Annotated in this window: 9 protein-coding genes; 7 read left to right on the top strand and 2 right to left on the bottom strand. The window is 64.6% G+C overall.

Annotation, left to right across the window (positions count from 1 at the left end):
- Nucleotides 1-39 precede the first annotated feature (39 nt).
- Nucleotides 40-207 carry a Flp family type IVb pilin gene (locus tag GRI42_RS12630; protein ID WP_160608823.1) on the bottom strand — a complete coding sequence of 56 codons (168 nt, stop codon included), beginning with the start codon at nucleotides 205-207 and terminating at the stop codon, nucleotides 40-42.
- Between the two features lie 360 nt (nucleotides 208-567).
- Here GRI42_RS12630 and GRI42_RS12635 point away from each other — a divergent pair, with 360 nt between their 5' ends.
- From GRI42_RS12635 to GRI42_RS12665, 7 genes are all read left to right on the top strand, one after another.
- Nucleotides 568-1,419, top strand: a complete 852-nt coding sequence (locus tag GRI42_RS12635; protein ID WP_160608824.1) for a DUF2569 domain-containing protein — start codon at nucleotides 568-570, stop codon at nucleotides 1,417-1,419.
- 376 nt (nucleotides 1,420-1,795) lie between these two features.
- Nucleotides 1,796-12,235, top strand: coding sequence for a DUF5801 repeats-in-toxin domain-containing protein (locus tag GRI42_RS12640; protein ID WP_160608825.1), 10,440 nt, complete (start codon nucleotides 1,796-1,798; stop codon nucleotides 12,233-12,235).
- Between the two features lie 34 nt (nucleotides 12,236-12,269).
- Nucleotides 12,270-12,971: an OmpA family protein gene (locus GRI42_RS12645; RefSeq protein ID WP_234033950.1), complete on the top strand. Its 702-nt coding sequence runs from the start codon at nucleotides 12,270-12,272 to the stop codon at nucleotides 12,969-12,971.
- A 15-nt stretch (nucleotides 12,972-12,986) separates the two neighbouring features.
- Nucleotides 12,987-14,387, top strand: a complete 1,401-nt coding sequence (locus GRI42_RS12650; RefSeq protein ID WP_234033951.1) for a TolC family protein — start codon at nucleotides 12,987-12,989, stop codon at nucleotides 14,385-14,387.
- A 24-nt stretch (nucleotides 14,388-14,411) separates the two neighbouring features.
- Complete coding sequence (locus tag GRI42_RS12655; RefSeq protein ID WP_160608827.1) at nucleotides 14,412-16,556, top strand: type I secretion system permease/ATPase; 2,145 nt, start codon at nucleotides 14,412-14,414, stop codon at nucleotides 16,554-16,556.
- Nucleotides 16,553-17,575 carry a cell wall hydrolase gene (locus GRI42_RS12660; protein WP_234033952.1) on the top strand — a complete coding sequence of 341 codons (1,023 nt, stop codon included), beginning with the start codon at nucleotides 16,553-16,555 and terminating at the stop codon, nucleotides 17,573-17,575. The genes GRI42_RS12655 and GRI42_RS12660 overlap by 4 nt, the downstream gene beginning before the upstream one ends.
- The gene (locus GRI42_RS12665; protein WP_160608828.1) at nucleotides 17,572-18,837 is read left to right on the top strand and encodes an HlyD family type I secretion periplasmic adaptor subunit; all 1,266 of its coding nucleotides are present in this window, start codon (nucleotides 17,572-17,574) and stop codon (nucleotides 18,835-18,837) included. The genes GRI42_RS12660 and GRI42_RS12665 overlap by 4 nt, the downstream gene beginning before the upstream one ends.
- An 18-nt stretch (nucleotides 18,838-18,855) precedes the next feature.
- Here GRI42_RS12665 and GRI42_RS12670 read toward each other — a convergent pair whose 3' ends face one another.
- The gene (locus GRI42_RS12670) at nucleotides 18,856-19,857 is read right to left on the bottom strand and encodes a transglutaminase-like cysteine peptidase (RefSeq protein WP_160608829.1); all 1,002 of its coding nucleotides are present in this window, start codon (nucleotides 19,855-19,857) and stop codon (nucleotides 18,856-18,858) included.
- Nucleotides 19,858-19,864 lie beyond the last annotated feature (7 nt).

Raw genomic sequence — 19,864 nt, forward strand, 5'->3', positions numbered from 1 at the left:
AGACCCCGCCGGAAATCCGGCGGGGTCCTCCAGTGTCGCTTAAACGCCGTTATTCTGAATCGTGGTGCCGGCGGTGTTGATCGCGCCAGCGATTTCGCCGCCGAGGAACACGGTTGCACCAACGATGCCGAGGCCGACGATGGCGAGGATCAGAGCGTATTCGGCAGCCGAAGCGCCCGATTCATTGCGAAGAAAGTTCTTGAACATGATATTACCCCAAGTCTTGAATGACATTTCGCCAGGAGAGCGACGTGTCCATTTCTAAACAGGGCCCCGGCATCTATTTCCGGATGGCCCGCCCGAGGGGGTAAGGTGTTGGAACCGGCGCGACCTTTTATTGTTTAATCGGCATGCGCCGATCCGTTTCACGCTGGCTCCCTCGGAGCAATTGCAAGTTCCCGCAAACAGCCGTTACGGTCAACTTTGGTGCAATGATTTAACAATTTCTCGGATTCTCAGCAAGATAATTCGGGGAAAAGTTAATTCTGCTAGTTAACAGGCGGTACGAGTTGCGGCTTTATCGCACTGCTCGAATCGGGAAATTGCTGATTCGGCAAGGAGTTTGAAATGATTCGCAGGCCAGCGAATGCCGGGGGGAAATTAACGGTTTCGCCGTTTCCCGTTCTGGCCGCCTGGTTCGCGCGCTGGAAGGATGATCTCCACCTGCGCAGCGTTGCGCTGACCACCTGGATCGAAAACCACCTTGGGTTGCTCGCCTTCGCCTGGCTGGCGCTGATGGCAAGTCTGCTCACCTATAAGGTAAGCCGCCTGATGGTGCCGGTGCATGGTGCCTTCGACATGGTGCAGCTGGTGCTACCCTATATCTTCATCGCGCTGGCACCTATCGCAGGCTTCATGATCGGTCGTGCTGCATTCCTGCATAATCGGGACCAACCGGAATATCGTCTCGCTTTGTTCGGAAATTGGCGGGAGCTCGATCGTAGCGAAGCACAAGCGCATCCCAGCTTCGGGCCGACGGGATTTCTCACCTCATTGGTGGTTGGCATGGTCTTTGGGGTAGCCATAAGGACAGGCGAATTCCTGGTGATCATGCCCGCCTTGAATCAGAACGCGCCGGAGTGGGCTTTCTCGCTATTTATTGCGATGAGCTTGGAAGTCGCTGCCATGAATTTTTTTTACATGGTGTGTTTTGTAATGGCCTTACGTACGGTTCCGCTGTTTCCGCGTATGTTGGGGTACGTGTGGATACTGGACCTTTTGAGCAAGCTCATGCTCGCTCGGATTGCAGGGGGGCTAGAGCTGCCGGCGTCCATCGGTGAACCCTTGTCTCGCCTCCTGACCACCAATGTGCACACCGTCCTCATTAGCGTGGCCATCTGGCTGCCCTACCTGATTCTCTCGGAACGTGTGAACGTTACCTTCCGTCACCGGGTGTCGTCAGAAGTCTCTAAAGCCTGACTCACTGACCTGCGGTCCCGATTTCGGACAGTCAACAAGTTTCTAGAAAATTCAATGTGTTGAAGCAGATTTTCGGCCGATTCCGGCCCGAAATGGCGTTTTTTTGCTATCCATCAACTGGTTAACAACATTGAAAGATTGGGTGTGACCTGTTTCACCTAATGCAACGACACGTCCCGCGGGTGGCTCGATTCGCCACTGTGAGGACGAAAAGTCGGGCCGCGGAAATTGCTGGACGGGCACCTGCCCTGATCTCGCTCGAACAATCCTTGGGGGGTGGTACCCCGAAGATTCGCAGCCCGTATCGTTCCCGGCAGCTTCCGCGTCATAGGAGGGGAATTCGCTCCTCCTCCCGGCTGCAGGAAGGACCGATACGATGGACAGTTTCGAGCAGAATGGTGAATTCACCGGCGCACAGGACAGCCAGGACACCGGCGACACCCCGCGTGTCGAACGTGCCCCAGCCCAGCGCAGTGCGCGCGGCGATATCGTGCTCACGCCCGATGAAAACGGCGTCGTGGTCCTGCCCGACGGAGCATCGCTCGAAAACCTGACTGCGTCCGGCCGCGACCTCGTCCTCGTCCTCGACGACGGTACGCGCATCATCATTCCCGAAGGCGCCATCATCGTCCCGCAGATCGTGGTCGACGGCGTCACGGTTCCTGCCGCCAACCTTGCAGCCCTGCTGACCGGTAACGAGCCGCAGCCCGCTGCCGGCAACCCGCAGAGCTCGGGCGGCAATTTCGAAGTCGATCCGGGTGCCATCCAGGCCGCCTACGACCTCGGCGACCTGCTGCCCTATACCGAGCTGCAGTTCCCGCAGCCCGAAGAGCGCGAGATCATCCCGAATGCGCCGGATCAGGATCCGGACATCATCATCGAAACGCCGGACAATCCGGCAGGCGTGATCAACGCCATCGCGACCGTTGCCGAATCGGGCCTGCCCGAACGCACGATCAACGGTGTCGATGAAAGCGAAGGCACGCTGAGCGAGACCAACGGCGAAACCGCCGCCGGCACCATCGTCTTCAACGCGCCCGACGGCGTGGGCTCGGTTGCGATCAACGGCGTAGCCATCACCGCGGTCGGCCAGACCTTCGTGGGCCAGTACGGCGTCCTGACGATCACCAGCATCGATTTTGCCGGCGGCCAGATCGGCTTCAGCTTCACGCTGAACGACAACCTCGTGGGCGAGACCGTCGACGGTTCGTATTCGATGACGGTTACCGACACCGACGGCGATACCGCGACCGCAACGCTGCAGATCATCGTCATCGACGATGCGCCGATCGCGCAGGACGACACGGGCTCGGTCCCGGGCGGCAGCCACGCGACGATTTCGGGCAGCGTGCTCGTCAACGACGAATCGGGCGCCGACAACTATGCCGCCAGCGGCGCGGTCGACGGCTTCGCCAATGCCGGCGGCAGCGCTGCGCCCGGTGCGACCCTGGTCGGCACCTATGGCGAGCTGACGCTGAATGCGGACGGCACCTACGAATACACTCGCTTCGTAAACACGCCCGGCGGCGTGTCGGAGCAGTTCACCTATACGATCGTCGATGCCGACGGCAGCACCAGCACCGCCACGCTGACGATCAACATCGGTGATGCGCCCGATGCGATCACCGATGTGCCCGACGGAGCGGACGAGACCGTGGTCGAGGAAGGCCAGCTTCCGCCGAACACCGGTACGCGTACTGACGAGCCGGAGGGTTCGGACTTCGACGGCGACGACGAAACCGCGACCGGCACGATCACCTTCAATTCGCCCGACGGTGTCGGCAGCGTCACGCTCGGCGGTACGGTCATCACCCCTGGTAGCCTGCCGCAGGTCGTCTTCTCGGACGAAACGGGCACGCTGACGGTCACAGGCTACACCTATGACCCGGTGACAGGCGCAGGCACGATCACCTATGTCTACGAGTTGACCGACAACACCGGCGACGCCGACACGACCACGGTCACCTTCCCGATCGTCATCACCGATCTCGACGGCGACGTGGCAGCCGACGACCTCGTCATCACCATCGTCGACGACACCCCGACCGCGCTCGACGACAGCGCGACCCAGGGCAGCGAGAACGCACCGGTTTCGGTGAACGTGATTGCCAACGACACGCCCGGCGCCGACGGCGTCGACCTGGCAACCGGCGTTGCCGCTGTCGACGGAACGCTGAGCGGTGGCGGCAGCCTTGCCTACAATGGCGACGGCACCTTCACCTACACGCCCGCTGCCGGCGAAACCGGCACGGTCACCTTCGATTATGCCATCACCGATGGCGACGGCGACGTGTCCACCGCGACCGTCACCATCACCCTGTCCGACGATTCGACCCCGCAGATTTCGGTCGAAGGCGACGACGACGTCGAAGAAGCCGCCCTAGCTGCCCGTGATGGCGAGCCGGCCGGTTCGAACGAAGCCAGCACCGGTGAAACCGCCTCGGGCGTGATCGCAATCAGCACCGGCAATGACACGGTGTCCTCGTTCGTCGTGAACGGCGTCAATGTCACTGGCGGCGGTACGGTAACTACTGCTGCCGGCGTGCTCACCATCTCGGTGAACAACGGCGCTTACAGCTACAGCTACGAGCTGAAGGACAACACGCTGTCGGATCCCGACAGCGAAAGCTTCACCCTGACGGTGATCGACAGCGACGGCGACACCGCCTCCACCACGCTGGTCATCGCCATCATCGACGATGCGCCCACCGCCAGTGACGATGCGAATGCGCTCGCCGCCGGCACCTATGGTCCGGTCGGCGGCAACGTGCTGTCGAACGACGTGCAGGGCGCGGATAGCGCCGATGTCACCTCCTATTCGAGCGCGAGCGACAGCGGCGTGGCGGGCGAGACGATCCAGGGCCTCTACGGTACCCTGACTATCGCTGCCGACGGCACTTACAGCTACACCCGCGACGCGGGCACGCCGGGCGGCGTGGAGGACAGCTTCGACTACGTCATCACCGATGACGACGGCGATACCTCCACCGCGACCCTGGTCATCTCGATCGCCGACAGCCCCGTCACCCTCGACCTGCCGGTTGCCGGCGGCGAGACGACGCAGGTTGACGAGGCCGGCCTTGCTGCCGGTTCGGATGCCGCGAGCAACAGCGAATTCACCAGTGGCACCTTCACCTTCACCGCGCCCGACGGCCCGGCGGTCCTGACCATCGACGGCGCTCCGCTGGTCGCTGGCCAGACCTACTCCGGCAGCTTCGGCACGCTGACCATCACTTCGATCGGCAACGGCACGGTTGGCTACACCTACGAGCTGACCACCAATACCAACGGCGACACCACGTCCGACAGCTTCGCGATCGTCGTGACCGACCAGGACGGCGATTCGATCAGCGGCGACCTCGAGATCGCCATCGTCGACGATGTGCCCACCGCGCGTCCGGATACCGATAGCGTTACCGAAGACGGCCCGCTGCTCGCCAGCGGCAATGTCATCACCGATGCGGAAGCCAATGGCGACAATGGCGGCGACACGCAGGGCGCTGACGGCGCAACTGTCACCGACGTCGATTTCGGCGCGACAGACGGCACGCCGGGCACCCCCCTGCAGGGCCTCTACGGCACGCTGACGCTGAACCCGGATGGCAGCTACAGCTACGAACTCGATAACACGAACGAGACTGTCCAGGGCCTCGACGAGACCGAGAGCCTGACCGAAGTCTTCACTTATACGCTGACCGACGGCGACACCGACGAAAGCGTCACCACGCTGACGATCACCATCAACGGCGCGGACGATCCGGTCGTCATCAACGACCTGTCGCTGACGGCTCCGGAAGGCCTCGTCGACGAAGACGACCTTGCCGACGGTTCGGACACGACCAAGGAAAGCCTCGTCACGAACGGCACCTTCTCGGTCGACGCGCAGGACGGGCTCGAGACCCTGACCATCGGCGGCACTGCCGTGTTCGGTGCAGGCGTCACCTATCCGGTGGTCCTCACCGGCGATTATGGCACACTGCGCATCACCGGCGTTACGCCGGTTACCGATGCGGATGGCGATACGGTTTCGCTGACCGTGACCTGGGAATACGAGCTCAGCCAGAACACTCTCGATCACCCGATCGCGGACTCGCAGGATTCGCTGTTCGACGCCTTCGACGTGGTAGCTACCGACAGCGACGGTTCGAGCGCGAGCTCCGTGCTCGACATCGAAGTGGTCGACGATGTTCCCACTGCCAATGACGACGGCGTCGTCCAGGCGGCGGAGAACCAGGCATTCACCATCGACGCGCTCGACAACGACGTGTTCGGTGCCGACGGCGTCGACACCGCCGATGTCGCCAGCGTGCAAGTGACCACGCAGGCTGCCCAGGGCACCGTCACCTACGATCCGGCGACCGGCCTGTTCACCTACACGCCCGCACCGGGCGCAGGCAGCAACGGCAATCTGACCGACAGCTTCACCTACACCATCACCGACAATGACGGCGACACCTCGACCGCGACGGTGGAAGTCACGCTGAAGCCGGATTCCGAGCCGCAGGGTGGTCAGCGCACCGCGAGCGTCGACGATGACGGCCTGGCCGGCGGCAATGCCGCGTCGACCACCGGCGATCTCGACGCCAACAATGGCGACGACCCGGCCGACACCAGCGAAGCCAGCTTCACCGGCACGCTGTTCTTCAACGTCGGCAACGACACGCCCGCAGCAATCGCTTTCGATCCGGCGCTGGAAGGCGCCTCGGCCTCGCTCGGCACCGAGACGGTGACCTATTCGATCAGCGGCAACACGCTGACTGCCAGCAGCGCCCGCGGCGCGGTCTTCACCGTGGAAATCACCGACAGCGCGACCGGCGCATACACCGTCACCCTGCTGCAGAACGTCCTGCACGCAGCCGGTAGCGACGAGAACGACGCCTCGGTCTCGATCGACTTCACTGTCACCGACAGTGACGGCGACCAGACGACGACCAATCTCGGCATCGTGTTCGACGATGATGCGCCCTCTGCCTACGACAATGCCAACGACGTGAGCGAAGGCGGCTCGACCGCCGGCAACGTGCTGACCGACAGCGACGGCTTCGGCCTCGATGCGGCCGGTGCGGACGGGTATGCGGCTGGCGGCGGCATCGTTTCCATCAGCAGCGTCAACGACACAATCACCCAGACCACCGTCGACGTCGACGGGAACCTGGTCATCGTGACCACGCTGGGCACGCTCACGCTCAATGCGACCACGGGTGCCTACACTTACGAATCCAAGGTGGATTCGATCAATGCCGATGTGGCGGACGTCTTCACTTACACCATCCGTGACGGCGACGGCGATGAAGCCACCGCGACGCTGACGATCGATATCGACAACGTGGCGGGCCAGGTCTTCGACAATGACGCCATCGTCAATGAAAAGGGCCTGCCGACCGGTTCGGGCGAGCTGGCCGACGGTAATGGCGGCAACAACAGCGATCCGAGCGAAGTCGACGCCAATGGCCAGATCACGGTCAGCGGCGCATCGGGCACGCTGGTCTACACCCTGCTCGACCCGGCGACCGGCAGCTACGGCACGCTCACGCTCGACAGCAACACGGGTGAATACACCTACACGCTGACCAGCGCGGTGGACGGCGACACGCTGGTCCCCGACCAGGGCGGCAACAACAGCACCAACACCGTCACCGGCTTCGAAACCTTCGATTACGAAGTGCGCGACACGCTCGGCAACCTCATCGGCACGGGCACCATCTCGGTCTCGATCGTCGACGATGTCCCGACCGCGCGCGACGAGACGCTGCAGAGCGTGGCGGAAGATGCAGTCGGCACCATCGGCGGCGACGTCATGGCCAACGACACCGAAGGGGCCGACGGTGCAACCGTTACCTCCATCACTGTCGGCGCGCAGACCGTCGCGGTCCCGCAGGACGGCACCGATGCCACGGTCATCACTGCCAACGGCACCTACACCATCGACATGGACGGGAACTGGACGTTCGACCCGAACACCGGCCTCGACCAGAGCGGCGGCGATATCGTGGCCGACTTCAGCTACACGCTGACCGACGGTGACGGCGACATCTCCACCGCCACCCAGCCGATCCGCATCGAGGACGGCGCCCTGCCGCAGGCTCCGCAGCCCGGCTCGGTCACCGTGGACGACCAGAACCTGGCCGACGGCAGCACGCCGGCAGGCCCGGATTCCGCCTTCCACGTCCTGAGCTTCACCGAAGGTTCGGACGCTTTTGCCAGCTTCGTCTTCGGCGATACGTCGGGCCTGCTCGGCGGGCTCACCTGGGTGCGTGTCGACGACAACACGATCACCGGTTCCGACGGTGGCCGCCTCGTCATCACGCTCGAACTTTCGGTCTCGGGCAATGACGCGACGGTCACGGCAACGCTCGAGGACAATTACCTCGGCCACCCGAACCCGCTGATTGATGACAACAGTCTGCTCGGCTCGATCTCCGTGATCGCAACCGACATCGATGGCGACACCGCCACCGGCAGCGTGCTGGTGCGCGTGTCCGACGACCGCCCGACGCTCGAAGCTGCAGCACCTGCTGCGGACTCGATCGAAGTCGATGAAACCGATCTCGGCGTTCCGGCCGATGCCGACTTCTCCGGCCTGTTCACGCCCGACTACAATGCAGACGGACCGGGCAGCGTGGGCGGCTACGTCCTCGGCCTGACCGGCTCCACGACCAGCCTGGTGGACACTGCCACCGGCGAAGCGGTCGAAGTGTCGATGAACGGTACGACCATCGAAGGTCGCACCGCGACCAGCGACGACCTGGTCTTCACGATCGCGGTTGCCAGCGACGGCACCGTGACGCTGACCCAGCTGCGCGCCGTGGTGCACGCCGACGACACCGATCCCGACGATGCCACCGGCGGCCTTGCCGACGATCTCGTCACGCTGACCGCAACCGTCACCGACGGCGACGGCGACACCGTTAATGCCACGGCCAATATCGGCGGCGCCTTCAGCTTCCGCGACGATGGCCCGAGCATCGATGCAGCCGTGGTCGACAACGACACTGTTCTGCTGACGACCTTCGATGTCGATACGATCGGCGGCGAAGGGGTCGACACCTCCTCGGCCGACTTCGGTGACGCGTTCTCGATCGCCAGCTCAAGCTACGGCGCAGACGGCGCGGGTTCGGTCGACTGGTCCTACGACCTGCTCGTCTCGGGCAACCCCTCGGGCCTGACCAGCGACGGCGTTGCAGTGGTCATCGCCATGAACGGCGCCGTGGTCGAAGGCCGCGCCAACGGCCTCCTCGTCTTTACCATCGAGGTTGCCGAAGACACCGGCATCGTCACGCTGACGCAGTACGAGGAGATCGATCACGATCTGCCCGGCTCGTCGAGCAACTATGACGCCCAATTCGAGATCCTCGGCACGGGCCTTGTGACGCTGCGCGGCACCGCCACCATCGAAGATGGCGACGGCGACAAGGCCAGCGAGACCGTGACGCTCGACCTCGGCGGCAACATCCGCTTTGCCGACCACGGCCCGGACGTGACCGTGACCGGTGCGATCCCGCTACTGACGGTTGACGAGAGTTTCCTCGCAACCGACGCCAGCGCGGAATTCGGCGACGTCTTTACCTTCGACTTCGGTGCCGACGGCCCGGGTTCTGTGGGTGGCGGCGAAAGCTACGCCCTCGGCATCTCGGCCAGTGGCGCTGATAGCGGCTTGGTCGATTCCCTTACCGGGAACAGTGTCTATCTGTTCCTCGAAAGCGGCGTAGTCGTAGGTCGGGAAGGTACCAGCGCACTCGACGCCGCCACCGGAGACCCGGTGTTTACTTTGACCGTTGATGCCGGCGGCACCGTGACGCTCGACCAGATTCGTGCAGTGGTGCACCCGAACCCGCTGGATCCGAACGAGCCGACCTTCTTGGCCTCGGATGATCTAATCACGCTCACGGCGACCGGGACCGATGGTGATGGCGATACCGACACCGCAACGATCCAAATCGGTAGCGACCTGCGGTTCTTTGACGATAATCCGTCGACCGGAACGATGCAGCCGGTTCAACTGGACGACGACACCGAAGCGGGCGGCAACCCCGGCGGTATCGGCGACGTCGATCCAGACACGAACCGCACCAGCGGAACTTTGTCGCATAACTTCGGGAATGACGGCGGCTCTATCGCCTTCCTGACGACCGGTGCGCCTGATGGCTTCCAGTATGTTGCTGGCCCGAACGGCTCGCTCCTGGTCCAGCAGGACCAGGGTGGTTCTTGGGTAACGGTAGTCACTGTGACGCTCGACACCGCAAGCGGCGCTTACACCGTCACACAGAATGCCAACATCCTGCACGCAGCGGGCGGTGACGAGAACGACCTGAGCATCACGCTGAACTACCGCGTGACCGACGGCGATCTCGATACGGCTAATGGCACGCTGACTATCAATGTCGACGATGATACGCCGACAGCGAATGACGTGCTGATCACAGGCATTGTCGATGAAGACGCCCTTCCGGGCGGGATCGAAGGCGGTCCGTCGGATGCCGACAATGGCGCAGGCACCTATACGGACACGGCCAGCGGCAGCGCTGCGGGCCTGTTCAATGCAGGTGCTGATGGCCCTCAGACCTACGGCTTCGATGTCGCAGGAGCCCAGGCCTACCTGACCAGCCTCAACCTAACCTCGGGCGGCGATCCGCTGGCATTCCTCGTGAGCGCCAACTCGATCACTGCAACCGCCGACGGCTCGCCGGTCTTCACCTTCTTCCTTGCGACGAACGGTGACTGGCAGTTCGACCTCGTCGGTCCGCTGGATCACCCGCAGAACAATTTTGAGGACACTATCGGTATCGACTTTGGTCCGCTGGTCCAGGCAACCGATGCGGACGGTGACACCGTTACCGCAATCGGCGACCTTATCATCTTCGTCGACGATGACAGCCCGGTCGCGACGAACGCTGCGATCCTTTCGGCAACCAATGCGGGCGGCACGTACCAGGCTTCGCTCGACACCGGCGACGGCAATGTCGACAACAACTACGGTGCCGACGGTGGCCGGGTTATCTTCACTGCGGCGACGATCGCTTCGCTGGAAAGCCAGAACCTGACTTCGGGCCTGGCCCAGCTGAGCTATTCGATCTCTGCCGACGGCACGGTCCTTACCGCGGTCAAGGCCGGCACGACGACCGAGGTCTTTACGATCACGCTCGATCCCGATGGTTCCGACGACAACTATGTCCTCGACCTCTCGCTGCCGCTCGATGCTGTCACGGACATCGACTTCAACAGCGACGGATACAATTTCGTCGGCGGAAACGGCTCGTGGGCAGGGTTCAATTTACCGGGCACGACCGGAAGCCAGGATCTGCTGCTAACGCCGATCGAAAATGGTGTGAACGCAGGCTCTGTGAACACGAATGCCAACGAAGGCGGCGTGAGCGACGGCAACTCGGTGAAGACCGGAGAAGCTCTTCGCATCGATTACGTAATCGACCTGGCTGGCTCACCTTCGAGCAGCGCAGATTACGAGGATGCGGGTGGCGCTACCCATACTTTCAGCGGCCACTACTTGGCAAACGGGGGCTCTGCTTTGTTCACGCAGATCACCGGTAGCTCCAACCCGACCAGTTCGGTCCTTGTCACCGCATTCGACGATAACGCGTCGACCGGCACCGATGGCAACAACATCGTTGGCGATGGTCAGGCCGACGACATCACCAGCATCGTGATCAGCTACAATAACGCCAGCCTGCAGATTACTGCTGACGGCAGCTACAATGTGGGGGGGCGCAGCTTCACTGTCGACTTCCTGCCCAGTGGCCAAGTCACGGTTGTCGGTGTCGCTTCGAACACCCGCATCGCGGCCTTCACGGACGATGGCTACAACAGCCTGGTCTTCGCCAATATTGGCGGCCAGCCATACAAGATCGGCGATTTCGGCGCGTTCTCCTTCTCCGACGAACCGGTGCCCTTCTCGGTGCCGATTTCGATAACGGACAATGACGGCGACACGGTCACCTCGGGCGTGCTCAACATCACGCTGAACCCGGCTGTCACTCCGGTGGTCCTCGACCTCGATGGCGGCGGCAACAGCTTCGTCTCCAAGGCTTCGGGCGTTGCTTACGATTACAATGGCGACAGCGTGAAGGCGCAGACCGCCTGGATTGCTGCCGGCAGCGCCATCCTCGCCTACGACATGAACGGCGACGGCGCGGTCAGCGGGGCATCGGAGTTCGTCTTCGGCACCAGCACGATGACCGATCTCGAAGCCATCGCTGCCAAGTACGACAGCGACGGTAGCGGAAAGCTCGACGCTTCCGACGATGCTTATGGTAAATTTGGAGTGTGGATCGACGCCGATCTCGACGGCGTGTCCGACGATGGCGAATTCGTTTCGCTCTCCGATATGGGCATCGTGTCCATCGACCTCGTGTCCGACGGCATCCAGTCGGTCGCTGCCGACGGCGATGTGACCGTCTTCGGCAAGTCCGCCTTCACCTGGGCCGACGGCACCACGGGCGAAGTTTCGGACACGGCGTTCGCGACCGGCGGCGCAGTCGACAGCTCGATGGAAGCGCTGCTGCAGATGACTGCGGACCTGCCCGGCACGAAGGCTCCGGCTGCCGACTTCCTCGGCGATGCGGCGCTGGCCAGCACGCTGGGCGATGCGATCTCGGACGTGGTGGCGGAAGCCGGAGTGGATGCGCTGGTGGCCCAGTTCGACATCCGCACGACGGGCGAGGGTGGCGGCAATCACAGCCACTTCGCTGCCGAAGGCCTGCTCGATGCCATGGTCCACCCGGGCCTGGCCCAGTCGCTGGCCAGCGGAATGACGGTCGACAATCTCGATGAAGCTGCAGCCCAAGCGGGGGCGGCAGCATGAGGATCCAAGAAACCTTGCAACAGGGGAACTTGCAATGAAGAAAATAACAGCGGTGTTCACGCTGGCAGGAGCTGCGGTGGGTCTATGCCCTACCGCGGCTTTTGCGCAGGATGACTTGATGGCGATGGAGAAGGGCCAGCTGCGGCCCGAAGTCCAGCGACGGTACGACGCGGCGCTTGCGCTGACGAAGGATGCCTCGGTGGTTTCGGCCAATGACCCCCGCTACATCTGGGCAAGCGAGGCAAAGGCGCAGTGCGGTATCGCGCTCGGCTTCCTCAAGTCCAACACGCGGGACGAAACCAGCCTATCCCGCTGCAACATGGCCTATGCGATGATGCAGCGCATGCCGCAGACGCGGGTAGAGCCGGCTCCGGTCGCGCCGCCGCCGGCACAGTGCGCTGTCGAGGCACCGGGCCTGATCTTCTTCGAGTTCGATTCCGCCACGCCGCAGGACGACGCGATCCAGACCGTCGAATACGTCGTGCAGAACGCACCCGCCTGTAACTGGCGCAGCTTTACCGTGATCGGCCACACCGACCGCGCGGGCAGCAACGCCTACAACCAGGGCCTGTCTCAGCGGCGCGCCGAAGCGGTTGCGAACCTGATGTCCAGTCGCGGTATCCCCGCGGCCAGCATCTCCACCGACGCCAAGGGTGAAGAAACGCCCCGGGTGCCGACTGCCGATGGCGTGCGCGAGTTGCAGAACCGCCGCGTCGAAATCCAGGTCAGCGAATAAGAGGGGGGACGAGAAATGCGTACGACAACCCTGGCAATGACCGCAGCGCTCCTGCTTGCAGGTGCGGCTCCGGCAGCAATGGCCCAAGAGGCCGCCGATCCGGTTAGCATGCAAGAGGCGATCACCATCGCCATGCAGTCCAACCCGGAAATCCTGCAGGCGCAGTACAACAAGGAGGCGATCGAGTTCGAACGCCGCCAGGCGCAGGGCCTCTACATGCCGCGCGTCAATATCGAAGCCAGCGCGGGTATCCGCCGGCTCGAGAACAATACGCGCCGCACGCTGGGTATCGCCGATGACGAGCTCTATCCGCTCGAAGCCGGCATCACCGGCGAATGGACGGTCTTCGACTTCGGTCGCCGTCGCGGCGAATTGCTGCGTCAGGCTGCCCGCGTCGATGGCGCCTCGCTCCGCGTGCTCGAACGCTCAGAGTTCATCGCGCTCCAGATCGCGCGCCAGTATCTCGACGTCCTGCTCCAGCAGCGCGTCGTGGCAGCAGCTCGCGACAATGCGGCCTTCCACCAGTCTCTGGTGGGCGACCTGTCGCGCGGCGTCGATGAAGGCTCGATCTCCATCGCCGACCAACAGCAGGCCGAGGAACGGCTCCAGTCCGCCCTGGTCCGCAGCGAAGAAGCCAATCTCGAACTCGAGAATGCCTATATCTCGCTGCGCCGCCTGACCGGCCTGGACCTGTCGGCAGCGACCCTGCCGCCGAACCTTGCCAGCGCGATGCCGCCGGATCTCCCGAGTGCTGTCGGCATGGCACGGCTCAACAACCCGCTTGTCCGCGAGGCGCAGGCCGATGTCGATGCGGCGAATGCCGTGGTCAAATCGGCCGAGGGCGATCTGTGGCCCACGATAGGTATCGAAGCCCGCGGCCGCGTGGGCGAGGATATCGACGGGTTTGCCGGCGAGACCAACGACGTGCAGGCCCGCGTAGTGCTGCGCTGGGACGTGTTCACCGGCGGCATCAACCAGGCCCGCCTGCAGGAAACGGTCCGCCAGGCCAGCCTTGCACGCTATGCGCTGCATGACCGCCAGCGCGCCGCGGAAGAGGATGTCAGGCTCGCCTGGCAGCAACTCGACACGCAGCGTCGCATCACCGAACAGCTTGCCCGGCAGAGCCAGGTGAGCGACGATCTGCTGCTGTCCTACCGCAGCCAGTTCAACATCGGACGCCGTTCGTTGCTCGATGTTCTCGATGCCCAGAATACTAGGTTTAACACCCAGGTTCGTCTCGAAACGGCACGCTTCTCCCAATTGTTCGCCCAGTACCAGACACTTGCTGCTACAAACCAGTTTCTGGACGCGCTGAGCATTGCACCGGGAGCCGGTGCCAACGAGCGGGAACGCGAGCGGTTCGATTACGGACCGCCGGTCGAAGCCGAACTGCAAAGGCGCGTTGACGGAGACTGAAACGCGTAGAGGCTCGTGACGGGCATGGAACAGACAAGTGCAGACCAGATCGACGGGCGGGTCCTGGACCCGCTCGTCGAGTGCATCGCGGAAGGGGCGCGCCGGTACGGCCTGCCCTTTGCGCGCGGCCTGCTTGCGCAATTGCCGCGCAATGCAGAAGGGCTGCTTCCCGTCCACCAGGCTCCGGCAGCGCTGGAGCTTGCGGGCCTCAACTATGACGTGGTGCCGCGTCGCCGCCTGCCCAATGGCGCAGGCGACCTGCCGGCGATCATCACGCTGGCCAATCGCGGCGTCGCCCTGCTGCTCGATGCGCAGGACGAGGAGCTACTGCTGTGGCATCCCGAAAGCGGCAACGAACTGTGGGAACCGCGCGGCGATGTCGAGCAGGCCTATACCGGCACGCTCATTTCCATCTACGGCGATCCCGACAAGATGCGCGCCAACGAGGCGCCGTGGCATGCCAAGGCGCGCCAGCACTGGTTCTGGGGTGAACTGCGCCGCGAACGCCGTGCCTTCCTGCCGGTCATCCTCGGTTCGCTGCTGATCAACCTGCTGGCGATCGCGCTGCCGATCTTCACCATGAACGTCTACGACCGGGTGATCCCCAACCAGGCCCAGGAGACGCTCTGGGTGCTGGGCATCGGCGTGCTGCTGGCATTCACGCTGGAATTCGCGCTGCGCCGCGCGCGCACCTCGATCGTCGACGAGATCGCCCAGCGGCTCGATCTCAAGCTGAGCCAGAAGATCTTCTCGCGCCTGCTCGCCGTGCCGCTGGCAGAGCGCAAGGGCCACACCGGCTCGCTTGCCGCGCGCGTGTCCGAATATGCCGTGGTGCGCGATTTCTTCGCCTCGACCTCGGTCGTCCTGCTGGTGGACGTCGCCTTCCTGGTGGTGTTCGTGGCGGTCATCGCCATCATTGCCGGCTGGCTGGCGCTGGTGCCGCTGACGATCATCCTGGCGATGATGGTGGCCGGTTACGTGCTCCAGAAGAAGGTCGTCGAAGCCTCGCAGGATGCGCAGGCCGATTACGGCCTCCAGCAGACCCTGCTGGTCGAATCGCTGACCGGCGCCGAAACGCTGAAGGCCATGGGCGGCGAAGGTGGGATGCTGTCGCGCTGGCACCAGCTGGCCGAAATCGGCGGCCATTCGCAGCTTCGCCTGCGCTCGATCAACTCGCTCGCCGTGGGGCTGGCGCAGGTTTTCCAGCAGGTCTCGACCGTCTCGCTGATCATCGGCGGCTATTATCTCTTCGCGGCCGGTGACATCACCATGGGTGCGATCATCGCCATCGTGATGCTAGCCTCGCGCTCGCTCGCTCCGGCCGGCCAGATCGCCTTCCTGCTGACCCGCGGGCGGCAGGCGCAGGAAACGCTCGGCAGTATCGAGCGCCTGTTCGAAGGCGGTGACGAACGGCGCGAGGGCGCCAGCGTCGCCCCGACCGCGATCGCCCGCCCGAAGATCGAATTCCACGACGCCGAGTTCGCCTATGGCGAGAACATGCAGCCGGCGCTCTCGGGCCTCAACCTGACCATCGAGCCGGGTGAGCGCGTGGCGCTCGTCGGCCGTGTCGCATCGGGCAAGTCGACGCTGGGGCGTCTGCTGTGCGGCCTCTACCGCCCGACCGGTGGTGCGATGCTGGTCAATGGCATCGACGTCCACCAGTACCGCCCGCAGCAGCTGCGCGAGGCGCTCGGCTTCGTCGGGCAGGATGCTGCGTTGTTCTCCGGTTCCGTGCGCGACAATCTCACGCTCGGCCGGCTGGGCATTTCGGAAGAAGACCTGCTGGCTGCCATGCGCGCCACCGGGGCCGACGCCTACCTGTCGCGCGATGCCGGCGGTTTCGATCGTCCGGTGGGCGAGGACGGCCGCCAGCTTTCGGGCGGGCAGCGCAGCTTCCTCGCGCTGACCCGCGCAATGGTCGAGCCGCGTGAACTCCTGTTCCTCGACGAGCCGACCGGCGCGATGGACAGCGAGACCGAAAAGATGTTCGTCGAGCGCCTGTCGACTGCTCTAAAGCCTGAACAGACGCTCGTCATCGCGACGCATCGCCCGGCGCTGTTCGCCATTTGCGACCGCCTGATCGTGCTCGACCGCGGCCGCGTTGCTGCTGACGGCCCGATCAAGGAAGTGCTGGCCAAGGCCGGCGCGCCGCGCGGAGTGGTGTCATGAGCGCCGCTGCCGTCACCCGCGTCCGCCGCTTCGGCGCGCTGATGATGCTGGCGCTGGCCAGCCTGCTGGTCGGCACCTCCTCGCTGCTCGCCCCGCAGGAAGCGGCGCGGGCAATGGCGCGGCTCGATCCCGAAATGCAGGCAGGACTGGTCGCCATGACCACCGGCAGCCAGGATATCGCCGAACTCGCGGTGGAAGACGTGGACAGTGCGCGCAGCCGCAACCTCGCCATTCCGCTCAGCGGCCTGCGACTGGAGAAGACCGGCCGGTTTAGCGGCATCCCTCTCTCGTCCGCCTATTTCGGCACTGCGCGCGAATGCTTGGCGCAGGCGATCTACTACGAAGCCGCGCTCGAACCGGAATCGGGCCAGCGCGCCGTCGCGCAGGTCGTGCTCAACCGCGTGCGCCATCCCGCCTATCCGAACACGGTCTGCGGCGTGGTCTACCAAGGCTACAACCAGCGAGTGTGCCAGTTCAGCTTCACTTGCGACGGAGCGCTGCTGCGCCGCCCGCAGGCCAATCTGTGGAAGCGCGCGCAGGCCCTCGCTAAGGATGCGCTGGCCGGATACGTCATGCCCGACGTCGGCACCGCGACGCACTACCATGCCGATTACGTGGTGCCGAAATGGGCCTATACCCTCGGCAAGATCACGCAGATCGGCCGCCACATCTTCTATCGCTTCCCGGGCTCGCCGGGCATGTCCGCCAGCTTCTATCGCGGCTGGGGCGGACGCGAAGTGCTGCCGCAGGTCGATTACACGCGCTTCCTCCTCGCCGAGGCCGAGGGCGGGGAAGAGATGGTGATCGATACCGGATACACGCCGGGCCTGACTGTTGTCCCCGACGTCAAGGACCGCCACGCTGCTGCCGACGTCGGCGGGCGCATCGACACGACCAAGACTTGGCGCCTGACGATCCCCGACCCCGTCGAACTGAGCGCCGGTTACCGTTCGACCCTGGCAGGACAGGGCGAGGCCGGCGCGGTCGCAACCGATGGTTCCACGGAGATGAAACAATGACGCTCGCCGCACGCTGGCGGACAATGCCTGCCGCCCAGCGCCTGATCGTCACCGCCGCTCTCGGCATGGCGCTGCTGTTCGTCTGGGCCGCTTTCGCACAGGTCGACCAGATCACGCGCGGCACGGGCAAGGTGATCCCGTCGAGCAAGGCACAATTGGTGCAACCGGCCGAACCTTCCGTGATTGCCGAGATTCTCGTGCGCAACGGGCAGAGCGTGAAGAAGGGCGACCTGCTGGTCCGCCTCGACGACACGCAATCTTCCGCAGCGCTCGGCGAGCTTGAAACCGAGAACCAGCGGCTGGCCGTTCGTGCCCAGCGGCTCGACCAGGAAGCGTCCGGCGGCAGCATCGGCTGCGAGGCTGGCAGTGCCTGCGCCGAGGAAGCGCGCCTTGCGCAGGCCCGCCGTGCGACCGCCCAGGCGCGGGAGACTTCGCTCGCTTCCGCGGTCGAGCAGCGTCGCCGCGACCTTTCGGAAGCCGAAGCGACTGCCAGCAGCCTCGAGAGCAGCCTGCGCCTCGCGCGCGAGCAGGTGGACATGCTCCGCCCGCTGGCGGCCAAGAACATCGTCCCGCAGACCGACCTGCTGCAGGCCCAGCGCGAAGTCGTCGACCTGCAGGGCCGCCTTGCCGCCGCCCGCCAGGCAGCGGGCCGCGCTTCGGCCTCGATCATGCAGGCGCAGGCCGATCTCAGCCAGGCGCGCGCCGATTTCCGCCAGCAGGCGCTGGCCGAGCGGAGCGAGATCGCCACGCGGATCGCGGTGAACCAGGAAAGTATCCGCGGTGCATCCGCACGCCGCGACCGCAACGAATTGCGCGCGCCTGCGGATGGCGTGGTCAACGATCTGCAGGTCAGCACGCAGGGCGGCTTCGTCAATGCAGGCGAGCAGATCATGCAGATCGTGCCAGTGGGCGACAAGCTGCTGATCGAGGCGCGCATCTCGCCTGCCGACCGCGCTTTCGTGAAGGTCGGCGACGCGGCGAACGTGAAGGTCACCGCCTACGACTTTTCGATCTACGGCGGGATCAAGGGCCGCGTGGCGCAGGTCAGCGCCGACAGTATCTTCGACGAGGTCGAGCGCGAGGCCTACTACGCAGTGGTCATCGAGACCGATCGCGCTTTCATCGAGAAGGGCGGGGTCCGTCTGCCGATCGTGCCCGGCATGGTCTGCGACGTGGAGATCATGACCGCCCGCCGCAGCGTGCTGTCCTATCTCTTCAAGCCGGTGAACCGCGCTTTCGACAGGGCAATGACCGAACGCTGATAAGTGCCGGGGCGCGGCTCAATAGCCGTGTAGCCAGCTCTGTTTCGCGCCCAGGCTCATGACCGGGCGATAGCCGTGGTCGGAGCGCGCATCGAGCGGGGCATCGCCGACATTGTCGAGCATCATCATGCCGTGATCGGTCTTGACCAGCAGCACGGCATGGTCGCGCCGACGGATGAGATCGCGGGCAAGCGTGAGCATCATGTCCTCGCGCGCGACACCGGCGGCGGCGAGCAATTCCATCTTGAGCAGCGCGAAATCCTCGCAGTCGCCCTTGCCGAGGCGCAGCGTGGTGGCAGCGTCGGCCCAGTAGTCTGCGCGGCCGTACAGGTCGCGGTCCTCCGCGTGGCGGATGCTGCGATTGACCCAGCGGTTGATCGAGGCGACGAGCGTCGACTTGTCGGTCTTGGCGGTGCCGATCGCGGCCAGCGTCGGGCCAAGATTGCTGCGCGCGCGGCTGACGCGGGCAAAGGCCCCGTCGAAACTGGTATGCCCCACCGGCACCATCTTGCTGCCGAGGACGAGATTGGCATCGGCGCGGCGAGGGCCGGGGGCCGGTGCCAGCGCAGGCTGCGCTTGCGGGCGCGGCACGAAGGACAGCGGCTTCACGGGATCGAAGACGGGCCGCGCGGCGAAGGGGCTGGCCACGCTGCAACCGGCGCTGCGTGCGGGCGAGGGTGCTGCCGCAGGTTCCAGCGGCTTGGCCGGAACGCCTGCAAACAGCGGGTGGTCTTCCTTGACGCCTTCCTGCTGGGCGCGGATCGCGTCGAGCGCGCTCGATCCGCCGAGGATGGCGGCGGCCTTGCTCTGCGCGGCAGGGGCAAGGTCGGCGGGCACCGAAGCGGTGCCTGTACTGGCCGCGCAATCCTCTGCCTGCGCAAGGCCCGGCGCGGCCCGCATCAGCACTTCCGCGCTCGCCGCAGAGGCGCTGGCCGGCAGCATGGCTGCGAGGGCCGCACCCGCCAGGGCGAGGGGAATGCCGTGCTTACCGCGGCGCAGGGAGATTGGTGCGTCGACCATGCCCCCC

Origin of the sequence: Qipengyuania gaetbuli (genome assembly GCF_009827315.1) — a bacterium.
Classification (GTDB): Bacteria; Pseudomonadota; Alphaproteobacteria; order Sphingomonadales; family Sphingomonadaceae; genus Qipengyuania; species Qipengyuania gaetbuli.